Source organism: Lysinibacillus antri (assembly GCF_003977595.1).
In the GTDB taxonomy this organism is placed as follows: domain Bacteria; phylum Bacillota; class Bacilli; order Bacillales_A; family Planococcaceae; genus Ureibacillus; species Ureibacillus antri.
This window is the reverse complement of the sequence record NZ_RYYR01000016.1, coordinates 1-18,666: the sequence shown is the minus strand read 5'-3', so window position 1 is coordinate 18,666 and position 18,666 is coordinate 1. Positions and strand designations below refer to the sequence as shown.

23 protein-coding genes are annotated in these 18,666 nt (G+C 36.4%); 14 read left to right on the top strand and 9 right to left on the bottom strand.

Going from position 1 to position 18,666, the window contains the following annotated elements:
* Positions 1-41 precede the first annotated feature (41 nt).
* The 6 genes from EK386_RS12420 (at position 42) to EK386_RS12395 (ending at position 3,306) form a co-directional block, all read left to right on the top strand.
* Positions 42-1,025, top strand: a complete 984-nt coding sequence (locus tag EK386_RS12420) for a ring-cleaving dioxygenase (RefSeq protein WP_126659495.1) — start codon at positions 42-44, stop codon at positions 1,023-1,025.
* A 65-nt stretch (positions 1,026-1,090) separates the two neighbouring features.
* Entirely contained in the window at positions 1,091-1,696 is a 606-nt protein-coding gene (locus EK386_RS12415) for a flavin reductase family protein (protein ID WP_126659547.1), read from the top strand.
* A gap of 103 nt (positions 1,697-1,799) precedes the next feature.
* The gene (locus EK386_RS12410; RefSeq protein ID WP_126659494.1) at positions 1,800-2,123 is read left to right on the top strand and encodes a hypothetical protein; all 324 of its coding nucleotides are present in this window, start codon (positions 1,800-1,802) and stop codon (positions 2,121-2,123) included.
* 55 nt (positions 2,124-2,178) lie between these two features.
* Positions 2,179-2,331, top strand: a complete 153-nt coding sequence (locus EK386_RS12405; protein ID WP_126659493.1) for a YfhE family protein — start codon at positions 2,179-2,181, stop codon at positions 2,329-2,331.
* A 108-nt stretch (positions 2,332-2,439) separates the two neighbouring features.
* Positions 2,440-2,634, top strand: coding sequence for a hypothetical protein (locus EK386_RS12400; RefSeq protein ID WP_126659492.1), 195 nt, complete (start codon positions 2,440-2,442; stop codon positions 2,632-2,634).
* A gap of 264 nt (positions 2,635-2,898) precedes the next feature.
* Positions 2,899-3,306 carry a DUF3888 domain-containing protein gene (locus EK386_RS12395; RefSeq protein WP_126659491.1) on the top strand — a complete coding sequence of 136 codons (408 nt, stop codon included), beginning with the start codon at positions 2,899-2,901 and terminating at the stop codon, positions 3,304-3,306.
* A gap of 40 nt (positions 3,307-3,346) precedes the next feature.
* On the opposite strand, the gene EK386_RS12390 is transcribed toward EK386_RS12395, so the two are convergent.
* Complete coding sequence (locus EK386_RS12390) at positions 3,347-4,291, bottom strand: C40 family peptidase (protein WP_126659490.1); 945 nt, start codon at positions 4,289-4,291, stop codon at positions 3,347-3,349.
* 192 nt (positions 4,292-4,483) lie between these two features.
* On the opposite strand from EK386_RS12390, the gene EK386_RS12385 reads away from it, so the two are divergent.
* Positions 4,484-4,693 carry a hypothetical protein gene (locus EK386_RS12385; RefSeq protein ID WP_126659489.1) on the top strand — a complete coding sequence of 70 codons (210 nt, stop codon included), beginning with the start codon at positions 4,484-4,486 and terminating at the stop codon, positions 4,691-4,693.
* 158 nt (positions 4,694-4,851) lie between these two features.
* On the opposite strand, the gene EK386_RS12380 is transcribed toward EK386_RS12385, so the two are convergent.
* The 3 genes from EK386_RS12380 to EK386_RS20580 all read right to left on the bottom strand — a co-directional run bounded on the left by EK386_RS12380 (position 4,852) and on the right by EK386_RS20580 (position 6,938).
* A complete protein-coding gene (locus EK386_RS12380) occupies positions 4,852-5,883 on the bottom strand; it encodes a GH25 family lysozyme (RefSeq protein ID WP_158674421.1) in 1,032 nt (343 codons plus the stop codon).
* Between the two features lie 606 nt (positions 5,884-6,489).
* The gene (locus tag EK386_RS20325; protein ID WP_179966036.1) at positions 6,490-6,627 is read right to left on the bottom strand and encodes a hypothetical protein; all 138 of its coding nucleotides are present in this window, start codon (positions 6,625-6,627) and stop codon (positions 6,490-6,492) included.
* A 188-nt stretch (positions 6,628-6,815) separates the two neighbouring features.
* Positions 6,816-6,938 (bottom strand): hypothetical protein, encoded by a 123-nt coding sequence (locus EK386_RS20580; RefSeq protein ID WP_255507969.1) that lies wholly within the window; start codon positions 6,936-6,938, stop codon positions 6,816-6,818.
* Positions 6,939-7,243: 305 nt separating this feature from the next.
* Here EK386_RS20580 and EK386_RS12375 point away from each other — a divergent pair, with 305 nt between their 5' ends.
* Entirely contained in the window at positions 7,244-8,458 is a 1,215-nt protein-coding gene (locus EK386_RS12375; protein ID WP_218939073.1) for a multidrug effflux MFS transporter, read from the top strand.
* Positions 8,459-8,603: 145 nt separating this feature from the next.
* Complete coding sequence (locus tag EK386_RS12370; RefSeq protein WP_126659486.1) at positions 8,604-9,155, top strand: NADPH-dependent FMN reductase; 552 nt, start codon at positions 8,604-8,606, stop codon at positions 9,153-9,155.
* A gap of 56 nt (positions 9,156-9,211) precedes the next feature.
* Here EK386_RS12370 and EK386_RS12365 read toward each other — a convergent pair whose 3' ends face one another.
* Complete coding sequence (locus tag EK386_RS12365; RefSeq protein ID WP_246027662.1) at positions 9,212-9,988, bottom strand: ABC transporter ATP-binding protein; 777 nt, start codon at positions 9,986-9,988, stop codon at positions 9,212-9,214.
* Positions 9,989-10,271: 283 nt separating this feature from the next.
* On the opposite strand from EK386_RS12365, the gene EK386_RS12360 reads away from it, so the two are divergent.
* Positions 10,272-12,860, top strand: a complete 2,589-nt coding sequence (locus tag EK386_RS12360) for a cation-translocating P-type ATPase (RefSeq protein WP_126659546.1) — start codon at positions 10,272-10,274, stop codon at positions 12,858-12,860.
* 82 nt (positions 12,861-12,942) lie between these two features.
* The gene (locus tag EK386_RS12355; RefSeq protein ID WP_246027661.1) at positions 12,943-13,527 is read left to right on the top strand and encodes a nitroreductase family protein; all 585 of its coding nucleotides are present in this window, start codon (positions 12,943-12,945) and stop codon (positions 13,525-13,527) included.
* A gap of 202 nt (positions 13,528-13,729) precedes the next feature.
* Here EK386_RS12355 and EK386_RS12350 read toward each other — a convergent pair whose 3' ends face one another.
* Both EK386_RS12350 and EK386_RS12345 read right to left on the bottom strand, forming a co-directional pair.
* Positions 13,730-15,064, bottom strand: coding sequence for a sodium-dependent transporter (locus tag EK386_RS12350; RefSeq protein ID WP_126659484.1), 1,335 nt, complete (start codon positions 15,062-15,064; stop codon positions 13,730-13,732).
* 261 nt (positions 15,065-15,325) lie between these two features.
* A complete protein-coding gene (locus tag EK386_RS12345; RefSeq protein WP_126659483.1) occupies positions 15,326-15,979 on the bottom strand; it encodes a hypothetical protein in 654 nt (217 codons plus the stop codon).
* A gap of 224 nt (positions 15,980-16,203) precedes the next feature.
* On the opposite strand from EK386_RS12345, the gene EK386_RS12340 reads away from it, so the two are divergent.
* Positions 16,204-16,995: a DUF2935 domain-containing protein gene (locus EK386_RS12340; RefSeq protein ID WP_126659482.1), complete on the top strand. Its 792-nt coding sequence runs from the start codon at positions 16,204-16,206 to the stop codon at positions 16,993-16,995.
* Positions 16,996-17,089: 94 nt separating this feature from the next.
* Here EK386_RS12340 and EK386_RS20240 read toward each other — a convergent pair whose 3' ends face one another.
* On the bottom strand, positions 17,090-17,230 hold the full coding sequence (locus EK386_RS20240) for a hypothetical protein (RefSeq protein ID WP_158674420.1): 141 nt from the start codon (positions 17,228-17,230) through the stop codon (positions 17,090-17,092).
* Positions 17,231-17,397: 167 nt separating this feature from the next.
* Here EK386_RS20240 and EK386_RS12335 point away from each other — a divergent pair, with 167 nt between their 5' ends.
* Entirely contained in the window at positions 17,398-17,907 is a 510-nt protein-coding gene (locus EK386_RS12335; protein ID WP_126659481.1) for a hypothetical protein, read from the top strand.
* 79 nt (positions 17,908-17,986) lie between these two features.
* Here the strand turns inward: EK386_RS12335 and EK386_RS12330 are convergent, their stop codons facing one another.
* On the bottom strand, positions 17,987-18,178 hold the full coding sequence (locus EK386_RS12330) for a hypothetical protein (protein WP_126659480.1): 192 nt from the start codon (positions 18,176-18,178) through the stop codon (positions 17,987-17,989).
* 173 nt (positions 18,179-18,351) lie between these two features.
* On the opposite strand from EK386_RS12330, the gene EK386_RS12325 reads away from it, so the two are divergent.
* Complete coding sequence (locus EK386_RS12325; protein ID WP_126659479.1) at positions 18,352-18,540, top strand: DUF4177 domain-containing protein; 189 nt, start codon at positions 18,352-18,354, stop codon at positions 18,538-18,540.
* The last annotated feature ends 126 nt before the right edge of the window (positions 18,541-18,666 follow it).

Here is an 18,666-nt window from a genome sequence, read left to right as displayed (position 1 = left end):
ATCATATATCTCGAATTCGAGATAAATTAGGAGGAAACACGATGAACGAATTAAAAGGGATCCACCACGTAACGGCTATTACAAGTAGTGCAGAAAAAATTTATGACTTCTTTACATATACTTTAGGATTACGATTAGTGAAAAAAACAGTGAATCAAGATGATATTAAAACGTATCATTTATTTTTCGCGGATGATGTGGGTAGTGCTGGTACAGATATGACATTTTTCGATTTCCCAGGCATTCCAAGAGGGGTCCATGGAACGAATGAAATTTCTAAAACTTCCTTCCGTGTGCTAAGTGATGCCGCATTAGACTATTGGGTGAAACGCTTCGATAAATACGATGTGAAGCATAAAGGCATTCAAGAACAATTCGGAACAAAGATTTTACCGTTCGTTGACTTTGATGATCAGCAATATCAACTTGTTTCGGATGAATTTGATGAAGGAGTAGCAGCGGGAACACCTTGGCAAGATGGTCCCATTCCTTTAGAGTTTGCGATTACAGGACTTGGCCCAGTTCATGTGCGTACGTCCTACTTTGATTATTTTAAAGAAGTATTAGAAAAAGTATTTTTCATGCGTGAAATTGCACAAGAAGATGCGTATCATTTATTTGAAATGGGTGAGGGTGGTCATGGTGCACAAGTGGTGGTTGAGTACAATACAGTCCTACCACAAGCACGTCAAGGTTTCGGAACAGTCCATCACACAGCTTTCCGTGTAGATGATCGCAATGATTTAGAAGCTTGGCAACAACGATTACAGTCATTCAAACTGCCAAACTCCGGCTATGTTGAGCGTTATTTTTTTGGTTCATTATATTCTAATGTAGCCCCATCGATTTTATTTGAACTAGCAACAGATGGCCCAGGCTTCATGGGAGATGAGCCATACGAGACGCTAGGTGAAAAATTATCATTACCACCATTTTTTGAAGATAAACGTGAACACATCGAATCACTCGTTCGACCAATCGATACAATCCGTAGCACAAAACATTTCGAAAAAGAATATCTATAGGATAGCTACAACTCTTAATCATTTTGTTACAATAGGTAGGAAAAGATGGAAAGGGTTGAAAAATGTTGATTTCGATAGATCCAAAGCAAAATAGTGAGCGTGACAATTATAAATTATTAATAGGTTCGATTGTTCCGCGTCCTATTGCATTTGTCACAACACAATCAGAAGAAGGCGTGGTCAATGGCGCTCCGTTCAGTTACTTTAATATCGTTTCTTCCAATCCGCCAATGGTTTCTTTATCTGTTGGGCGAAAGAATGGGGAATTGAAAGATACAGCTCGAAATATTTATCAAAATGAGCAGTACGTCATTCATATTGTCGATGATCAAAACTTGAAGCAAGTAAATGAAACAGCAGCAACGTTACCACCATCTAAAAGCGAAATCGAACTAACGCAACTTACACCAGTACCGAGTGTGAACATTAGTGTACCCGGAGTAAAGGAAGCGAAAATTCGAATGGAATGTAAACTTGTTCAAGCCATCCCTTTAGGTGGTGACCATCCGACTGGCGATTTATTTATTGGCGAAATTGTTTTATTCCACTTTGATGACGCCATTTATGACAATGGTAAAATTGATGTACGAGAATTAAATGCGATTAGCCGATTAGCTGGCTCGGACTATGCAACGATTGGTGAGATCATTACACTGGAACGACCTAAATAACTTTACACTAGACTTGTTATGAAATTTCAATTCATAGCAAGTCTTTTTTACATAATTTCTGCCGACTTATCTCACATTAACAATGAAAGGAGTTGAGAAAGCTATGTCAATTTTTGATAAGTTTAAAGGCAAAGACACAGTAGCGTTTATTAAGAATAAAACAAAACAGTTAGAGGAAATTGCAAAAGAAATTTTGCCAGCGAATGAACAAGGCAATAAGCAAGGGAATAAGCAAGACACAGTAGAGTTTATGAAGAATAAAAGAAACGAGCTAGAAGAAATTGCAAAAGAAATTTCGCCTGCGAATGAACAGGGCAATAAGCAAGACACAGTAGAGTTTATGAAGAATAAAAGAAACGAGTTAGAGGAAATTGCAAAAGAAATTTTGCCTGCGAATGGACAAGGCAATAAACAAGCAAATAAGTAAGGCACAAACGCTACCGGCAGCAATCATCATAAATCGCAGTAAAGGAGTTTTTTGAATGAAGAGTAAAGAACCTCATCAACATTTGACGGTGCAAGACAATCAAATGACAAAAACGCAAGAAGTGTTGTACCAAAAAGAGTTCAAAAAAGCAGACGCGGCAACGAAGAAAAATAACAATCAGTATACAGATAAAAAGTTTTTGAATTAAAAATAAAAGGAATCTTAACTAAAATGTTTGTTTTAGTTAGGGTTCCTTTTTTACCGTAATAGTGCATCAGAATTGCTCGTAGTATATAGGAAGGAGTTGGTTCATTTGATGGCTATTATAGAAAATTTATATGTATTCTCCATTGCTGTGTTGCTTTTAATTTCTATTTTCCATGCGCGGCAACTGAAAAAAATTAAGCGTGAAAGAACATTGACTAAAACAGAATTGTTGCTTTATTACATAACGCGCACGGCGATTTTTGTTTGGCTTGTTTCATTTTTAATCATTCAGTTAGGCACATAAAAAGGGAGACAAGCTTTTCTCCCTTTGGATTCATATTCAATTGCTCTCTGTTCGACCCCCATCATTTTCCCAACGATCGATGTCCCACAGTTCCTCGCCCCAGCTTTCCCCGCCCCCATAGTGATATACGAAACTTTCTATGACCAATGCCATTTAGGAATCATCCTTTTTAACTATAATATGTCATTTACATTATTTCGTTCAGGATCTATAAAATGAAATGTTTAGGGAATGATAACCATGATGTTGAAAAGGAGCGATTTCATGAGTAAATCAATCTTTGTATTCATTGCATTGTTTATGATTTTTAGTCCTGGACAAGTTGCGAACGCACAATCCATAAAAGAAGTAGAAGGTTTGTATGTCACTACCGAAGACATCATTTCAGATATTTTATTTCCAACCATTGATAAACGGGTAATGAAAGAATATGGACAGGACTCTTTTTATGACTGGCAGTGGAAGGGGATCGTTGGAATTACTTATAATGACAATCACTCGTATGATATACAGGTAAAAATTGAAATCCCGGCTGATAAAATGGAAGATTTTAAAGAAGATTTAGTTAAAATAAGGGTATTCCCACCCTGTGATAGTGAAAAGATCAATCAGGAAAAATGTAATCATAGGTTCAAAATCGAAATTTTAGATTATCAACATTTATCACCATAAAAAAAGAAGAACCCGTAATGGATTCTTCTTAATTGGAACTTTATAGATTTACTTTCTTTGCACCAAGATAACGTGCTTTCCAGTATGGATTGTTCATATCTGTAATCGTTACACCAGAAGATGAACCGGCATGAAGGAATTTGTTATCGCCAATATAAATTCCAGCATGGCTTGGCCCAGCTTTGTATGTTGTGTAGAAAACCAGATCTCCTTTTTGTGGTGAAGAAACAGCTGTTGTTGCGCTCCAAATTGTTTCAACTGTGCGCGGGATGGAAACGCCCACTTTCCCAAATGTATAGTTTAAGAATCCGGAGCAGTCAAATCCTTTAGGTGTGCTTCCTCCCCAAACATACGGGACACCGATATATTTTTTCCCCTCAGCAATTAAAGCATCGACATTAAGGGATTTTTCAACAACTGGTGCAGGGCTGCTTTCGTTTGTCAGTTTTAATACTTGTCCAACATTAATCACATTGCTCGTTAAACCATTAAACGCCTTTAACTGATCGACTGTTAATCCATTTTTTGTCGCAATGCCCCATAAGGAATCACCCGATTTTACAACATATGTTTTCGCAGTAGTAGGTTGTTCTACTTTTTCAGTGACCGGAGCATTTGGTACGTTTAAAACTTGTCCAATGTGAAGATTGTCTGAAGTTAACTGATTCATAGATTTTAGTTCAGCCACAGTTGTATTGTAGTTTCTTGCGATTGAGTAAAGCGTATCCCCAGATTTTACAGTATACGTAGCGTTATGAGTATGTGGCGCAATTAATGATAATTGTTGCCCGACATGTATTGTATTTGAGTTCAGATTATTCCACGATTGTAATTCCGCAACAGATACATTATTTGAATTGGCAATTTTCCAAAGTGTGTCGCCTGATTGTACTTGATAATTTATTTCATGAGCAGATGCTTGCATTGTATAAGCAGAGAATAAAATACCTACCGAAGCGGCCACCGTGAATAATTGTTTTTTCAAGTAATCATCTCCTAAGTTGTGAGTGTCTTGTTGTTTACGAGTTCACTTTATCACGGAATATACATGATAAAAACACCTTAAATATTGGTAACAAAACCTGTAATTACTCCTTGTGAACTTTCGGTTTGTCCGAACACGTGTTATAATAGGAAACTTAGAACATGAAGCGATCGCCTTTGGAGGAATAGGATAATGAATAAACGATGGACCATTGATAAAATTAAAGAATTTGTTGAAAAAAATTCCGATAGTAAATTATTAACAACGGAATATCACGGTTTCTCACAAAAGTTATTATTTAAATGTGCATGTGGCAGCAATTTTGAAAAAACATTTACGAAATTTAAAAACAATAATCAACGAAAATGTGATGTTTGCCAGCCACCAAAAGCATCACGCTAATTAGATAATGCATAAAGGATGGTGCCGTCTCTATTTACTAGATGGGGCGCTATTTTTTATTAATAAGCTTTTTATTGAGGATTATTTTCCATTAAAAACTAATTGCTTGCTATTAAAATAATAGAAGGCATCCTCTTAAAAGGGATACCTTCTATCATTTATTTTGATATGATAATACGATCGCCAGGATAAATTAAATCTGGGTTTTTAATGTTGTTTTCAGAGACGAGTTTAGCAACGGTCGTATTATATTTTTTAGCGATTGCATACAGAGTGTCACCGGATTTCACCACATATGTTGAAGGCGTAGAATTTTGTGTGCCGTCACTTGTAATACGCAATTCCTGTCCCGGGAAGATAAGGTTTGGGTTGTTGATATTGTTGAGTTCTACTAGATGCGCAACAGTTACTTGATAGTTGCGTGCAATACTTGTCAAGGTATCGCCAGCTTTAATTGTGTAGGTGGTAGTCTTGTTTGTTGATTCTTGAGGTGTAGGTGCCTCAATCGATGAATCGTTTAAAAATATTCCATCATTGAAAACATTTAAATCAACATTTCCGTTAACACCGTCGATCGTTCCCGTATCGGTATACTGCCAACCAGCCCATGTGTCCCAAATGATGTCATTAGACGGTTCGCTTGGTCCATATTGTGCTACCCATAAAGAATACTTCGTTAAAGATTCATCAAATACATTTGTCGCATTGCTCGCATTACTGTAGATCATAACGTCCTGATTTGTTAGTTTTACGACTTCTTCTGCAAAAGCGCGGGTGATTTCATTAATTTGTTCAGTTGATAGATTTCCGAAGTCTTCAAAGTCTACTACGGGTTTTGCTTCATAGTCTTTATCTTGAATAATGGAGACAAACCAGTTTGCTTCCTCAATGGCCTGTTCTACCGTTCGAGCAATGACGAAATGGTAGAATCCCACTTTAAGATTTGCTGCTTTTGCTCCTTCATAGTTTTGCTCAAAGTAAGGATCGACATAGCCAACACCTTCACTCGCCTTAATATAGACGACTTCAATGCCCGCATTTGAAACGGCCTCAAAATCAATATCTTCTTGATATCTACTTACATCAATCCCTTGAAATTCATGAGTTTCAGCTGCTGCGACAGTTTGATAAGCAAAGGTAATGAGCATCACGCTAAAGAATGCGAGTACTATTTGTCCTAATTTCTTCATCCCATTCACCTCCATTCTCTCAATCTCTCACTAAACTATGCGAGAGTTTCAGAATGACTTGAGCGAATGTAATGGAATGGGAAGAATACTTATAATTTTATAGGGGTTTTAGATTGGTAAGGGGGTAGGTGTTCATAGCCTCGATGAAAACCCAAATCGCGGTAAAAATTGTTCAAAGAGGTGTTCATAGCCCCGATGAAAGCCCGAACAACAGGAGAAAGTGGTCAAAAAGGTGTTCATAGCCCTGATGAAAGCCCGAACGACAGGAGAAAGTGGTCAAAGGAGGGTTCATAGCCCTGATGAAAGCCCAAACCGCGGTAAAAAATGTTCAAAGAGGTGTTCATAGCGCCGATGAAAACCCAAATCGCGGTAAAAATTGTTCAAAGAAGTGTTCATAACGTCGATGAAAACCCAAATCGGGATAAAAGTTGTTCAAAGAGGTGTTCATAGCGGTGATGAAAGCCCGAACGACAGGAGAAAGTGGTCAAAGGAGAGTTCATAGCCCCAATAGTTGTTAAATAAGTTGAGAAATCAAGTATTTAATAAATATAAAAATAAAAAATCTGCTCTTCAAACGTCAGAGCAGATTTAGTACAGTTAAATCTATTATGCAGCAAGTGCTAAAGTCGTGTAAGAAATGATGCCTGGTAGATCAGTAGCTTCTAGTGCTTTTACAGCTTCTTCTTTTGTTTCAAATTGGAACATACGGTAAGTGTCTTTTTCAAATATTGTTAGTACAAACATTTTGGTCGCCTCCGGTAATTTTATTATTTATCATCAAAACATAAGTTATATTTAAATTGTTAAAGATAATGTCTAGCTTCAGCGGCAAGCTCTTTTCGAAACTTCAACTTCCTCCTACGCATGCAAGCATGCTTGTCAGAAGTCTCCAGTTTCTTTCAGAGCTGAACGAGCCGCTTCCGCTTTTCTATCTATTTCGTAAAGGAAAGAATGGCAGAACCTTTAACACTTTCGAGCATTTTGTTTGCCTCTTTTTTGCTTACAAATTCAAACATACGACACGTGTTATTTTCAAAGATTGTTACTACCCACATTTCGATTCTCTCCTTTAACATACGTTCTTTCTGTTATATAACAAAAGGCTAATATCACTTGTTGTTTCACCTGTGTTATATATCAATTTGAATTCATTGTACACCCAATTACCTGAAAAGGAAATAGCTAGTGAATGATTTCACATATCGTTCATAATGATTACGTTTACATAATTATTTGCAAAAACTTCACACATTTTTGTAGAAACTCAAATAAATTTACTTTAACTTTTAGCATATTTTTATCATTATAATTTGGGTTAATGAGAAGTGGGAAGTCGGATTGTGAAGGAAGGGGATGTTCTTTGGTTTCAACATCTATAGTAGTAGAAAAAGAGAGTGTAAAAAAAACGGGTCTAATTATGTTACTTACGATATTAAGTATGGCCGCACCACTCTCAACGGATATGTATTTACCGGCTATACCTACGATGACAGAAGTTTTTAATACGAATGCAAGTATTCTGAATTTTACTTTGGTAGGCTTTTTCTTTTTCTTTGGAATTGGCATGCTGTTGTTTGGGCCATTAAGTGATAAGTATGGTCGGAAAAAGATCCTTCTCACTGGACTTTTCATTTATGCAGTTTCGAGCGGGTTATGTGCACTTTCTATTTCCATTTGGCAGTTAATCATTTTTCGCATTCTCGAGGCGCTCGGTGCGGGAAGTATGGTGGCCGTATCAACCGCATTGGTAAAGGACCTTTTCGAGGGGAGAAACCGCCGAGTCATCTTAGCAACAATTCAATCTCTTTCGATGTTGGCCCCAATACTTGCTCCCATCATTGGTGCTTTTGTGATTCAATATTCCTCTTGGCGTGCTTCATTTTGGATCTTAGCTGCAATAGGGGCTTGCTGTTTTATTGCAACCCTCTTTATGAAAGAAGCATTACCTCCTGAAGAACGTTACCAAGGGAAGGTTCTTGGAAGTTTGGGAAGACTATTGGAAGTAGGGAAAAATAAAGTTTTTGTAAGCTTGTTACTAATCGTTGCATTGCAATCCGCAGTGTTTATGGCGTATATCGCAGTCAGTTCGTATATTTATATCGATTATTTTAATCTCTCAGAAACTGCATATAGCATGTATTTTGCGATCAATGCAGCAGTTTTAATAGTAGGACCTATTCTATCTATTAAGTTAGGAGATAAATTTCCGATTTCTAAAATTTATACAACAGGATTTAGTTTATGTTTAGTTAGTGGTATAGCTGTAGTATCATTCGGAAAATTAGCCCCGATTGCATTATTACTATCATTCATCCCATTTTCATTAATTTCTAGTATCATTCGACCAATATCAATTAATACATTATTAAGCCAACAACAATCAGACAATGGCTCAGCTGCGTCGTTGATTAACTTCGGCTTTACTTTACTAGGTTCAATTGGCATGGTGATCGGAACATTGCCGTGGTCCAATTTTGTTACTGGACTCGGAATTCTTACAATAATCAGTTCAGTACTTTCGCTATGTGGTTGGATGTTATTTAGAAAATCAAATTTTGAAATAAAAGGAATATAACATATGAAAGCTACTGATCATATTCGGTCAGTAGTTTTTTCATTGAATGATGAAAGTTTCTAAAAATTTAGGAAACACTATTATAGGAGTGCGTTTCTATAGTCGTACTTACGTTTCTAATCATGAATATAAAGGATGATACACAATGGTAAAAGTGGCATTAATTAGTGGGAGTTTAAGAAAAGAATCGATTTCTACAAAAATTGCGAAAGCTGTTGGGGAGCTTTTCCCAGAAGGTTATGAAGCGCAATTTGTAGATATTGGAAGCCTCCCGATGTATAACGAGGATCTTGAAACGGATAATCCACCAGCGGAATATATTGCCTTTCGAAATGCAATTAAGGAATCCGATGCCGTTTTATTCGTGACACCTGAATATAACCGTTCGTTTTCAGGGGCAATTAAAAATGCGGTGGATGTAGGTTCTCGTCCTTATGGTCAAGCTTCTTTAGAAGGGAAACCAGCTGCAATTATTAGTCAATCAATGGGGAACTTAGGTGGATTTGGTGCAAACCATCATCTACGTCAAACATTAGTATTCTTAAACATGCCTCTTCTTCAACAACCAGAAGCCTATATTGGAAATTCTGGTGACTTATTCGACGAAAACGGCAAAATCAAAAACCCAGACACAACACAATTCCTGCAATCCTTTGTGAATGCCTTTGTGGATTTGATTAATCGATATAATCGTTAATAATAGGAAGAAGGGATTGGTCAAAGTAGACAGACCCTTCTTTTTATATGCATTAATTATTTCACTGCCACCCAAGTCCGATTTTGTTCATTGTGCACTGTTATGTCGTGGCGGAAAAAGTCAGATAAAGTTTCAGTCGTTAATAAGTGTTTACTTTCACCAGCGTCATAAATCGTTCCTTCACGCATTAATAATGTATGGCTAAAGCATGGTAAAATTTCTTCTACATGATGTGTGACATATAGTACTGTCGGGGCATCGGGTCTTTCGGCGATAGTTTGAATGGTTTTTAACAGCTTTTCTCGTTCAATTAAATCTAAATTTGAGCAAGGTTCATCTAGAATCAGAATTTTCGGGTTTGTCAATAATGCCCGCGCAATCTGCACACGCTGACGTTCTCCTTGTGACAATAGCGAAAACTTCTTCTCAATTAAATGTCCACAGTTCAACGTATTCATCATATCGATCGCTTCTTGTATTTCTTCATCCGTTACATCTTCAAAAAGTGGTAATGCCCCAAATTTTCCACTTAACACAATTTCAATACATGGGTCTTCCCAAGTAAAGTTTTCAATCATGGCATTGCTCACCCAAGCAATTTGTTTCCGTAATTCTGGAATATTCGTATTGCCGAAACGCTCACCCATGACGGTTACATTACCTTCATTTGGCCAAAGATAGCCATTTATCACTTTTAACATCGTTGTTTTGCCAGATCCGTTTAAACCTAAAATCGCCCAATGCTGTCCTTGTTCAACGGTCCAATTCACATCATGTAAAATTGTTGTTCCATTGCGATAGAGTAAAATATTTTCTAAATTAATCAATTCCATAACTCCTTTCTAATGCCTTCTCTCTAATAATAACAATCTTTTTATTGTTTTTAAGACTAACAAAACTAGTAATACTTGTAAACATTTCTACTCCCTTTATTAGATGATTCAGATTTTGTAATATTCTCAATTTGCTCATCATAATAGTGTGTTATTAGGTTGTATCTATTTAATAATCTAGTTTCTTAGGAAAGGCATGAATTCATAATCGAATCTACAAGAGCCCAAATAGAATTTAGATGGATAGATTCTACTAAAATAATGGAGGTTTATTCCAATGGATATGACAGAATTTTATCGAGAGTCCGTAGAAAAAGTGATGAAAGCTTTGGATGGCACACCTCAGGGATTAACAGATTATGAAGTTAGAAGAAGACAGAAAAAATATGGGTTGAATGAATTACAGGAAGAAAAGCGAAAAACTGCTGGAGAAGTCTTTCTCGATCAATTTAAAGATTTTTTAGTGATCATTTTAATGATTGCTGCGGTGATTTCCGCATTTCTTGGAGAAGTAGAAAGCTCCTTTGTCATTATTGTTGTGGTCATGTTAAATTCAATCCTTGGCACAGTCCAACATATTAAAGCGGAAAAATCGTTAAATAGTTTAAAGGCCATGGCAGCACCTGTCGCCAAAGTACTGCGTGATGGACAAGTAGTTGAAATTCCTTCGAAGGAAATTGTCGTAGGGGATATCCTGTTAGTAGATGCAGGGGACTTTATTAGTGCAGATGGTCGAATTATGGAAAGTCATAGTTTACTCATCAATGAAAGTTCATTAACAGGGGAATCCATTGCCATTGAAAAAACGGCCAATTCGATTTATAGAGAAGATGTCGCTTTAGGGGATAAGAAAAACATGGTATTTGCCGGTAGTTTTGTAACGAATGGACGTGGGAAAGTCATTGTCACATCCACTGGAATGGAGACTGAGATTGGCAAAATTGCACATTTATTAAATACTGCAAAGGAAAAGCGTACACCTCTTCAAGTAAGCCTCGATGATTTCGGCAAACGCCTCGCCATTGGAATTATCATTCTATGCTTTATTATTTTTGCACTCGATATTTTACGTGGTCGTGAGTTAGTAAATTCGTTTATGTTTGCTGTATCCTTAGCCGTTGCTGCGATTCCAGAAGCATTGAGTTCGATTGTTACCATTGTGCTAGCCTTTGGAACACAAAAAATGGCGAAAGAAAACGCGATTGTTCGGAAGCTCCATGCTGTTGAAAGTTTAGGAAGTATTTCAGTCATCTGCTCCGATAAAACAGGAACGCTAACTCAAAATAAAATGGCCGTTCAAAAAGTTTTTATTAATGGGAAGGTTAGTACGCATGATCAGATGCAGATTGGGGGACTCGAAAAGAAATTCCTTCAAATGGCTTTATTATGTAATGATTCGGTTATCATTGATGGGAAAGAAATTGGAGATCCTACTGAACTTGCCCTTGTGAAATTTGCAAAACCTTACAATGTCCATGAACTGAATATGCGGGCCCAATTTGAACGAGTTGGTGAGGTACCGTTTGACTCAGAACGAAAATTAATGAGTACGCTCAACCGAATGGATAATCGAACAATCATGATTACGAAGGGTGCGGTCGATGTATTACTTCCACAAATTGCTAAGGTGGAAACGGGTCAAGGCATTGCACCCATTTCGAAAAATCAAATTGCATCCATTCATCAAATCAATGAACAATTTTCTAGGGAAGGATTACGAGTTCTCGCACTTAGCTATAAAGAAGTGGATGCTAGTAAAATTACGAAAAAAGATGAGAAAGACCTTATATTCCTCGGTTTAGTTGCCATGATGGATCCACCTCGTGAAGAATCCAAGCAAGCGGTAGCAGATTGTATTAAAGCCGGGATTAAACCGGTCATGATTACGGGAGATCACAAAATTACAGCTACAGCGATCGCAAAGGAAATTGGCATTTTAAAAGATCCTTCTGAAGCAATTGAAGGGAAAGACATTGAAAACCTGACAGATAAAGAGTTACGTGATCTAGTAGAAAATATTAGCGTTTATGCTCGTGTTTCACCTGAACATAAAATTCGAATTGTAAAAGCTTGGCAGGATAAAGGAAATGTCGTGGCCATGACTGGGGATGGGGTAAATGACGGTCCTGCTTTAAAACAAGCAGACATCGGAGTAGCTATGGGTATTACAGGTACAGAAGTCGCAAAAGATGCATCCTCCATGGTGTTAACGGATGATAATTTTTCAACGATTGTGAAATCAGTGTCAAATGGTCGAAGTATTTACACCAATATTAAAAATGCCATTCAGTTTTTATTATCAGGGAATATGGGCGCCATTTTAGTGGTCCTTTATGCCACACTATTAGCATTACCAGCTCCATTTGCGCCGGTACATTTATTATTCATCAACTTATTAACGGATAGTTTACCTGCGATTGCAATCGGTTTGGAGCCACATAATAAAAATGTGATGAATGAAAAACCAAGAAATATTAAAGAACCGTTATTAAATCGGAAATTTGCCAAATATGTTGGATTGGAAGGCTTGCTAATAGCTGCAGTGACGATTATTGCATTCCAAGTAGGATTATCATCGAATGATCCAATGGTTGCAAGTACGATGGCATTTGCTACATTGTGTTTAGCAAGATTGTTCCATGGCTTCAACTGTCGCTCGAAACAATCCATTTTTAAAATTGGTATCTTTACCAATTTAGCAAGCTGGATTGCCTTCTTAATCGGCGTTATTTTATTGAATGCTGTATTAATTTTTGGCTTATTCGAATCGGCAGTGTTAACGACTTTCCAATTATTATTGGTTTATGGTTTGGCATTTGTCCCATTTATCATTATTCAAGTAGAGAGACTGTTTTTTTCCAAAAATAAGTAATAAATCTAGTAAGCTAAAGAAAATGAAAAATGTTGGAAACTATGTTAAGATAATTCCCGAAAAGTAGAAAGGGAGTTATTGTATGATGAATTATTTTGAAGCAATTAAAAATCGCCGTTCGATCCATGCATTGGAAGATGTAGCTGTCGTTTCCGATGAACAAGTTGTTGAAATTGTTGAAACAGCCCTTACTCATGTACCGACAGCATTTAACGGACAAGAAACTCGTGCAGTTGTTGTATTTGGAGATGAACATAAAGAACTTTGGAATCGTATAGAGGAAACAGCGAGAGAAAAAAATGGGAATGGAGATTTCTCTAGAACAGAAGCCCGCATTAATGGGTTCCGAAATGGGCATGGAACGGTATTATATTTCCAAGACACTGCTATTACAAAAGGATTACAAGAAAAATTCCCTCAATTGCATCAGGAATTAGATGAGTGGGCACAGCAAAATCAAGGGATGTTACAATATGCCATTTGGACAGGTCTAGAGGTAGTTGGTTATGCTGCATCCTTACAACATATGAAAGCAGAGTTAAAGGACGAGTGGAATATTCCAACTTCTTGGAAACTAATTGCCCAAATGCCTTTTGGAAAACAAGCCCAAGAATTAAATAATAAAGAGATCGTGCCAGTTCAAGAAAAACTTATTGTAATTAAATAACGACAGACGCCTCCTTACAAATAACTGTAGGGAGGCGTTTTATTTTAAAAGTATAAGAAAGTATAAATTTTCGGGCTTAGAACAGTGTCTAGCTTCAGCGCCCTAGCCCCTCGGAAACTTCAACTTCCTCCTACGCATGCAAGCATGCTTGTCAGAAGTCTCCAGTTTCTTTCGGGGCTGAGCGAGGGCGCTTCCGCTTTTCTTAAATAATATCCGTTACATCTAAAAAGACAATGATAATCACAAGCGGAATAATATAGCGCAGTAAAAAATACCAAGCTTCAAATAGGAAATTAACCTTAGTACCTCGTATCAATTCGCTTTTTAGAATATCTTTTTTAAGTTTATAAGAGACAAAAATCGAGATGAGGAAAGCACCTAAAGGCAATAAAATATTACTAACTAAGTAATCCGCTGCATCAAAAATGCTTTTTCCAAAAATCGATACATCTGACCAAATCCCAAAGGAAAGGGCAGATGGGACACCAAGAATAAACACGAAGATCCCCATGATCCATGCTTGACGATTACGATTATTGTTATTTTTTGAGCCGACTGCAACGACAATTTCAAGTAAAGAAAAGGCTGAAGTGAGCGTTGCAAATAAAAATAATACTAAGAACATTAATAAAAAGAATTGACCAAAGACCATTTGTTCAAAAACAGATGGCAACACAATGAAAAGTAAGCCTGGGCCAGCTGTTGGTTCAAAGCCCAGTGAAAATACGGCTGGGAAAATCGCAAGGCCAGCAAATATGGAGATAAACAAATTCATCCCAACAATCGAAATCGAGGGTTGAATAATATTATCATCGCGTTTCAAATAAGAGCTATAGGTTACCATAACCGAAACCCCAACACTTAATAGGAAGAAAGATTGTCCTAATGCAAATAATATACTTTCTGAATTTAACTTAGAAAAATCTGGCATTAGGAAAAAGCTAACACCTTCCATCGCATTATCAAGCGTAAGGGAACGGACAATTAATACAATAAATAATACAAATAGGGCAGGCATCATAAACTTACTTGCTTTTTCAATCCCCGCTTGAATCCCTTTTCCGACAACAAAGGCTGTCACAATTAAGAATAGCGCTTGCCCACCTATTGCTAATGCAGGATTCGAAACTGCATGATTGAAAAGCGCTTCGTAATCGGCATTTCCTGTCCCAACTTGTCCCGTCACACTATAGAAAATATACTGTACAATCCATCCACCAATAACACTATAAAAGGATAATAAGACAAAGCACGTAAACACCCCTAAGTATCCGATGTAGTACCATTTCGTATTAGGTGCTAAATGTTTATATGCGGCAATTGCATCCTTTTGTGTTTTTCTCCCAATTACAAACTCCGCTAGCAACAGGGGAAATCCGATTAAAAGGGAAAATAAAACAAATAAAAGAATGAAAGCCCCGCCACCACTCGTTCCTGTCACATAGGGTAGTTTCCAAATGGCGCCAAGTCCTATAGCGGATCCTGCTGATGCTAAAATAAACCCTATTTTAGAAGACCATTGTTGATTCTGTTCCAAAAATTAACTCCTCCTCTTGATGTCAAATTCTTTGTGTGGATTACCATTGATTTCAGAAAACTTATGTACTTTTACGTAGTCAATAAAAAAAGTCACAGCAATGAAAGAGCGTTCCCCTTAAATGCAGTGTGACTTTAAAACGACAATTGCATAACCTTATGAAAATGTTCAATATTAAAAAAATACGGGAAATACATTCATTAGTCAATATAATTTCAGAAAATAAATTATTTTTCCTGCATTCAGTTAAGTCAGATTTAATCAATTATTAAATTGGACCTGAAATCGTTTTGTTAATAATAAGGATACAATTAATAGCAATTCGAAAAGATTCATCATAGGGCTAAATTTAATCCACATATTTAATAAGCTACCAACCACCATGAGAAGTACTCCAACAAATAGCCATGGAAAGTGAAATTTTCGCAGTAATAAAAAGCCGATCAAGGCAAGAACAATGGTGATGATTATTACCATGATGGGATTACTTGATTGAACATTTTGATAGGTTAACACACCCTGTTCCCATTTCGGCTCTAGTTGTAGCCCTCTTATTGAAGCTAGGAGTTCATAACTAATTAACCCGATCGTTAAGGTAAAGAACAAAATTTTCCAATAGGTTTTCTTTGCCCAGCGTAAACCGAGATGAAGGCAAATCGCCCATGCAAAAAGAATCAAGGTAGGGGTAAAGAGCGCATGAAACCAATAACGTAAAGTGCTTAAAGTTTCAAGGAGGTGACCTTCACCAATGTATTTCCCTAATGCAATGATGAAGTTGTCGTAAATTAAGCCAAAGATCACGAGTAATAATAAGTTAGTTACCTTGAACAGCCCATCTTTTCTAGAAATCATGACATCCCAAATGAAAATACAAATATAGGAAATGGTAAGGAATATGTAAATAATCGTTTCCATTAAGTCACGTCCTTTATCCCGCAATAACTGGTTATAATTTTCCGATTAATCGGGAAGATACATATATTATTGTCACCTGAATGCAATGAATTAGACCTTTTTCTTAGAAAATAATTTTTGTGTTAGTAAAAATTATATCTAATTCACCATCATTTGAAATAGTTCATAAGGGATTCTATGGGTGAATAGAATAGAATGCTTGAGAACAAATTAGGGGTGACTAGATGGTCAATAAATTTGTAAGCCAATCGCTTGATGAAATTCGTTTTTGGTCAAGGATTATGAAGGAGCATGCTTTATTTTTAAGCCTCGGTTTCAGTTATAATGATTCGAAACTAATTCAAGAAGCGCAACATTATATTGATGTATTTGAAAAAGTTGAAGAACAATTAAGTCGATATTCTTCTAACACTGATCCTCAGGTGATTCGGAATTTTAACAGTCAGGTTTATCAGTCAGCTGTTTCCATTTGGGCGTACAAACGTAAAGTATTGGGATTAGTTTTACGTTGTGAAGTGCGGTCGAATAATTATCCATTATTAGTTGATCACATTAGTAGAGAAGCAGCTTATTTTGCGAATCGTTTAAAAGAGCTAAATGAAGGCCGGTTGAAGCCTTTACCTGAAGCCATTATTAAAGAAAACGTCTTTTTCCTAAAAATTATGGCGGATCATGCAAAATTTATTGGTCATTTACTTGACCCATCTGAAAGGAAATTAGTAGCCCAGGCGAGAGAATTCAGCCATGATTTTGATCAACTTGTTTTCCAAGCAATCGACTTAGATTCTATGCGACCACAATCTGAGACAAAACCAATTTTAGACCAATTCCTTGATCAAAACCGTGTATCGGTAGTTTCTTTACGGGACTTTAAAAAAACGGCGAGAGAACTAATTGAGGCATGTAAAATTAAAAGTAATATTCATCCATTACTTGCTGATCATACTTTCCGTGAAGCAGAGCGATTCTTAGCAATCATTGATATGTTTGAGGATAAGCTTCAATCAGGTGTATAACAATAATTAAGAACAACAACATATTAGTTTAAAACAAATGCTCCAATGCCTTCATCTGAAGGTGTTGAAGCATTTGTCATGAAAAGGTTACAAACTAATCGTTAATTTTGTTATTTTGGTATTCAATCTTTTTTAACGCTTTTTCAAAATTCATCTCTTGTGAAATTTCTTCACGGCTATTCTTTTTCTTCGGTGTTTTCATTTTTCTAAAAGTTGTTCGATGCGCCTTTTTCAATGTTGTTCACCTCCGACTTTATTTTGTGCATCTTCAAAAAAGAAATGCTTCCAAACCATTTGTAAAATACTGCATTCCTAACGCACGCATTTTTATCTAGATTTACAAATAGCCCTCACATCCTGTTTACAGTTATCATTAACTAGAAGAAAGGGGGTCTAGCGCAAATGGGTGAACCACAAAAAAAGAGTAATCGTGAAAAAAATAAACGGATTTCAATCGAAAGTGAAGTGATTTCAGATCGGAACTCACTAATTATTTCTCAAACCTTTTCAGTCAATGCGATTGTCGGCGCTGAACAAAAATTAGTCATTGAAGAAGTCACGATTGTTGAGGAGGAAGAATATGAATTAATTACGGATGATGAATCATCAGTATTTCAAGCTGAAATTGAAATTGCAGAAAATACAACGATTCGCCAGGACTATACCCTCATTTATGCCGCACCTGCTACCCCATTACGTTCTCCGTTATTAATGACAGTAATCGCGCGAAATAAATCCGACAATGATGTGTTGGTAAGTATTGAAGATGATCATGATGCAATTGTTGAGGAGATTGTCCCAGCCCATTCTGAACTTGCATTAACAGCTCAAAATGTAAACTTTGTTCGCGCTTTGGCACTTGAACCAAGTCAAGTACAGTTTCTAATTAGTGTTTTCCATCCAACCAGTTAACCTAGGCACTTACATAAAAAGAGTGCTTTTTATTTTAATCAAAATAAAAGACTGTAGAATCGAGTTCTACAGCCCAAAACTATGCACGTTCTTTTTTTGAAATATCGTTCTCCATAATTTGGAAAAATAAACCTACAACAAATAAATAGACACTGCCTTTCACAATTTCAATACCTACCCAATGTGAAAGTTGTGTGAAAAAGCTTAACCCAAATAATGCTAGACCTACCGTTAAAATTAATAAACTTAGAAAATTAAAAAAGTTATACATGTAAATTCCTCCTAAAAGAGTACTTATCTATTAATTCATATTCTATCACAAAATGTACATAAAATGTTCAATAAATATTCACATTTTGGTCAAAAAAAAGACAAATTTTTAAAAATTGAAACTTCATCAGGTCTAAGTTCGTATGTAAAGTAAAAGTATATGGAGGATTTATTATGTACGAACATAAATTTATTAAAGTACGTTTATCTACATTTAAACTTGAACCAGAAGAAGACTATCATCAAATTGTTTATGAGCATGAGCGGGAAGGATGGGAGCTTGTGCAAATCTTTGCACCTGGTTTAAGAGGTTATGGGACGCCAACATTTTTCGAATTAATTTTTAAAAGAAGAAGAGATTAGATTATTTCATACATAAAGAACCATTCGATTGTGAACTGCACCCCAAATTTTAGACACAAAATCTAAAATTTGGAGGTGCTTTTCTTTTGGCTAAATTTTCAAGGGAAGAAAAAATTGAAGCAGTAA

Excerpts from the sequence above, each read along its gene's own strand:
- EK386_RS12330 (WP_126659480.1), bottom strand. The coding sequence starts at position 18,178 with ATGTATAACTTTTTTAATTTTCTAAGTTTATTAATTTTAACGGTAGGT.
- EK386_RS12325 (WP_126659479.1), top strand. The coding sequence starts at position 18,352 with ATGTACGAACATAAATTTATTAAAGTACGTTTATCTACATTTAAACTT.
- EK386_RS20325 (WP_179966036.1), bottom strand. The coding sequence starts at position 6,627 with ATGTTTGTACTAACAATATTTGAAAAAGACACTTACCGTATGTTCCAA.
- EK386_RS12360 (WP_126659546.1), top strand. The coding sequence starts at position 10,272 with ATGACAGAATTTTATCGAGAGTCCGTAGAAAAAGTGATGAAAGCTTTG.
- EK386_RS12355 (WP_246027661.1), top strand. The coding sequence starts at position 12,943 with ATGATGAATTATTTTGAAGCAATTAAAAATCGCCGTTCGATCCATGCA.
- EK386_RS12380 (WP_158674421.1), bottom strand. The coding sequence starts at position 5,883 with ATGAAGAAATTAGGACAAATAGTACTCGCATTCTTTAGCGTGATGCTC.
- EK386_RS12345 (WP_126659483.1), bottom strand. The coding sequence starts at position 15,979 with ATGGAAACGATTATTTACATATTCCTTACCATTTCCTATATTTGTATT.
- EK386_RS12405 (WP_126659493.1), top strand. The coding sequence starts at position 2,179 with ATGAAGAGTAAAGAACCTCATCAACATTTGACGGTGCAAGACAATCAA.
- EK386_RS12385 (WP_126659489.1), top strand. The coding sequence starts at position 4,484 with ATGAATAAACGATGGACCATTGATAAAATTAAAGAATTTGTTGAAAAA.
- EK386_RS20580 (WP_255507969.1), bottom strand. The coding sequence starts at position 6,938 with ATGTGGGTAGTAACAATCTTTGAAAATAACACGTGTCGTATGTTTGAA.
- EK386_RS12395 (WP_126659491.1), top strand. The coding sequence starts at position 2,899 with ATGAGTAAATCAATCTTTGTATTCATTGCATTGTTTATGATTTTTAGT.
- EK386_RS12340 (WP_126659482.1), top strand. The coding sequence starts at position 16,204 with ATGGTCAATAAATTTGTAAGCCAATCGCTTGATGAAATTCGTTTTTGG.
- EK386_RS12370 (WP_126659486.1), top strand. The coding sequence starts at position 8,604 with ATGGTAAAAGTGGCATTAATTAGTGGGAGTTTAAGAAAAGAATCGATT.
- EK386_RS12365 (WP_246027662.1), bottom strand. The coding sequence starts at position 9,988 with ATGGAATTGATTAATTTAGAAAATATTTTACTCTATCGCAATGGAACA.
- EK386_RS12420 (WP_126659495.1), top strand. The coding sequence starts at position 42 with ATGAACGAATTAAAAGGGATCCACCACGTAACGGCTATTACAAGTAGT.
- EK386_RS12400 (WP_126659492.1), top strand. The coding sequence starts at position 2,440 with ATGGCTATTATAGAAAATTTATATGTATTCTCCATTGCTGTGTTGCTT.
- EK386_RS12335 (WP_126659481.1), top strand. The coding sequence starts at position 17,398 with ATGGGTGAACCACAAAAAAAGAGTAATCGTGAAAAAAATAAACGGATT.
- EK386_RS12410 (WP_126659494.1), top strand. The coding sequence starts at position 1,800 with ATGTCAATTTTTGATAAGTTTAAAGGCAAAGACACAGTAGCGTTTATT.